The organism is Variovorax sp. YR216 (assembly GCF_900107745.1).
Classification (GTDB): Bacteria; Pseudomonadota; Gammaproteobacteria; order Burkholderiales; family Burkholderiaceae_C; genus Variovorax.
Genome location: NZ_FNRO01000037.1, coordinates 1 through 3,117, shown reverse-complemented (window position 1 = coordinate 3,117; position 3,117 = coordinate 1). Strand labels below are relative to the sequence as shown.

At 66.2% G+C, this 3,117-nt stretch carries 4 protein-coding genes; all 4 read right to left on the bottom strand.

Features of this window, described 5'->3' with window-relative positions; genetic code table 11:
- Window positions 1-43: 43 nt before the first annotated feature.
- On the bottom strand, window positions 44-634 hold the full coding sequence (locus tag BLW05_RS35165; RefSeq protein WP_218135279.1) for a plasmid pRiA4b ORF-3 family protein: 591 nt from the start codon (window positions 632-634) through the stop codon (window positions 44-46).
- A complete protein-coding gene (locus BLW05_RS35160) occupies window positions 631-2,178 on the bottom strand; it encodes an IS66 family transposase (RefSeq protein WP_093169560.1) in 1,548 nt (515 codons plus the stop codon). Before BLW05_RS35160 ends, BLW05_RS35165 begins: the two co-directional genes overlap by 4 nt.
- Window positions 2,179-2,249: 71 nt before the next feature.
- Window positions 2,250-2,615: an IS66 family insertion sequence element accessory protein TnpB gene (gene tnpB, locus BLW05_RS35155; RefSeq protein WP_093169558.1), complete on the bottom strand. Its 366-nt coding sequence runs from the start codon at window positions 2,613-2,615 to the stop codon at window positions 2,250-2,252.
- Window positions 2,612-3,007 (bottom strand): IS66-like element accessory protein TnpA, encoded by a 396-nt coding sequence (locus tag BLW05_RS35150; protein ID WP_143045034.1) that lies wholly within the window; start codon window positions 3,005-3,007, stop codon window positions 2,612-2,614. The genes tnpB and BLW05_RS35150 overlap by 4 nt, the downstream gene beginning before the upstream one ends.
- Window positions 3,008-3,117: the final 110 nt, after the last annotated feature.

Here is a 3,117-nt window from a genome sequence, read left to right as displayed (position 1 = left end):
CGTAAGCGGGCGACCAAGGCCCTCTTGACGGGCCGTCAGCGGCTCATAGCTTGATCTGGGCGAGACGGTCGTTGACCTCGATGCTGTCGAGCGCTGCCGGGTCCCATGTATCGGCACCGATCCATTGCGCCAGGTGCGCGTGTTCGGGATGGTCCGGATCGGCCATGGCGCGCACGAAGTCCTCATACCCGGAGACGCCGCCGCAATCCTCGGGCGGCGTTGCCCCGGCCCCGCCGATGCAGAACGGAAGCTCCAGCAGCGGATCCCCGGGGAGCATCTTGTCCACCGTGATGCGATGGTCCCAGTAGTCGCCGAAGTCGTAGACATAGCTCAGCGTCGAGGACCGCAGCACCGTGGTCAGGCGTACGTTGTCGCTGCTGAGGGCCTCGGCGTCGTCGTACATCGGGTCGGGGCTGCCGAAGCGCTCGCCGTCACCGGCGATGAACTCGTGCAGATGTCCTCCGCTCCACCCGAAGGCGGCCCGGATCACCGAGTGCAGCTTGCGCAGCGTGATGGTCTGCGGCACCAGCACCCGGCGCCAGATCTTGGGCTTCGTACCGCGCAATTCGATGCGCAGTTGCAGGATGGTGGTTGCAGCAATTCGTTTGCGGGGTGTCTTGGTCGCCATGGTCATGCGGCTTGTCGTTGTTGCTCAGCGCATCGGCCGATGTTCCACGGCAGCAATTCTTCGATGCGGTTGATGGGGTGCTCGGCGATGCGCTCGAACACGTCGCGCAAATACTTCTCGGGATCGAGTCCGTTGAGTTTTGCCGACTCCACCAGGCCATAGATCCCTGCGGCACGCACGCCTCCGTCGTCAGAGCCGAAGAACAAGAAGTTCTTCCTTCCAAGACCGACGCCGCGCAGCGCGCGTTCGGCCGCATTGTTGTCGATCTCGATATTCCCGTCGTCACAGTAGCGCGTCAGCGCCTGCCAGTGCGTGAGCGTGTAGCCAATGGCTCGCGCCAGTTCAGACTTGGCCGACACACGCCCGACCATGTCTCTGAGCCAGTCGTGCAGATCCTTCAGCAACGGTGCCGCACGCGCTTGTCGCTGTCGTTGTCGTTCCTCGGGAAGTTGGCCGCGGATGTCGCTCTCGACCGCATACAACTCGGCGATGCGATGCAGCGCCTGCTCGGCCACGGATCCCGGGGTGAACCTGTTGTCCTCGTGCACCTCCCAGTAGTACCTCCTCGCGTGCGCCCAACAGGCCGCGTGCTGGACACGGCCGCTGTTGTAGACGCCCTCATAGCCCGAGTAGGCGTCAGCCTGCAGGATGCCGCGGTAGCGCTTGAGGTGTTCGCGCGGGTGCTTGCCTTGGCGGTCCGGCGAATAGCGGAACCACACCGCCGGTGGGTCGTGGCTGCCGCAGGGACGGTCATCACGCACGTACACCCACAGCCGCCCCGTCTTGGTCCGCCCGCGACCCGGATCGAGCACTGGCACGGGCGTATCGTCGGCGTGCACCTTGCCAGCGGCCAGCACGTAGTTGCCTGCCGCCGCCACCAGCGGGTCCAGCAGCTGATGGCCGCCATCGACCCAGCCGGTCATCGTCGAGCGATCGATCTCCACGCCGTCGCGCACATAGATGCGGCTCTGGCGGTACAGCGGCGTGTGGTCGCAATACTTGCCTACGAACACGTGCGCCAGCAGCGCCGGCCCGGGCAGCCCGCGCTGGATCGGACGACTGGGCGCAGCGGCCTGGAAGATGCCCTGGCAGCCGATGCACGCGAGCTTGGGTCGCACATGACGGATGACCTTGAAGCGCCCAGGCACGTACTCCAACTGCTCCGAGACGTCCTCGCCGAGCTGGCGCAGCTTGCCGCCGCATTCGCTGCATGCGCACGGCGCGTCGCCACCATGTCCCTTGGGGTAGTGCACCTGGGTCTCACGCGGCAGGTGCGCAGGCAACTCGCGCGGCTTGCGTCCGGCCTTGCGCCGCTGCTTGTTCTTCGGCGGCTCGGCCGCCGGCGCCGGCTGCGCTGGCTCTGCGGGGACGAGGGCGAGCTGTGCGCCAAGTTGCTCGCTGGAGGTGCCGTATTGCTCGCGGGCTCGACGCGCGAGCTGCAGCTTGAGCTTGTCGATGGTGAGCTTCAGCAGCGCCACCTCGGCGTCACGCTCGGCGACGACGCGCAGCAGCTCGTCGACGGTCAGCGCGATGGTGGCGGAGTTGGGCACGAACACCACTGTGCCCGGCACCTCGTGCGCAGCGCTATCAGGGGTGCACCCGAGGCATTCTTATCCAGTACTCACGCCGCGATCTGCGGCACGCGCAGCGCGTCGGGCTGCCAGGTGCGTTGCGGCATACGCCAATCAATGCCCTCCAGCAGCATCGACAGCTGCGCCGGTGTCAGCGACACCGCGCCGCTGTCGGCCTGCGGCCAGACGAAGCTGCCCCTCTCTAATCGCTTCGTGAACAGGCATAGGCCCTGGCCATCGAACCACAGGCACTTGATGATGTCGCCGCGGCGGCCACGGAAGACGAACACGTGCCCGCAGAATGGATTGGCCGCCAGCACCGTCTGCACCATCGCCGCCAGGCCATCGAAGCCGCGGCGCATGTCGGTATGGCCCGCCGCAAGCCACACGCGCGTGTTGGCCGACAGCCCGATCACGACAGCCCCCGCAGCGTGTGCAGCACACAGCGCACGTTGGACTCGTCAACCTGGCCGTGCAGGCGAACGCGCGCGCCGCCGATGTCAATCTCGATGATGCCCACGGGCTTCGACGAGGTCACCGGCGTCGCTTGCGGCACGGCCGGCGTCACCTCAGCTGCCACGTTCACCGGCACCAGCACGGCATGCGCAGCGTCATGACCCTTGGCGCGCGTGGTACCCCGCACATGTTCGCGCCGCCAGCGGAACAGCACGTTGGCGTTGATCCCGTTCTCCAGCGCGATTCCCGATACCGAGGCACCGGGCCGCAGGCAGCGCTCGACGAGTTCGCGCTTGAAGGTGGTCGTGTACTTGCGACGCGTGGACTTCGAGTGTGTGTCTTGCGAAGACATGGTGTGCACCTGTTGCGTGAAGTGCACACCATCCTTCGGCGAGCACGATCACACGATCGTCTTCATACAGTACGTCGCATTCAAGAGGGCCTCGGTCGCACGCTTACCTT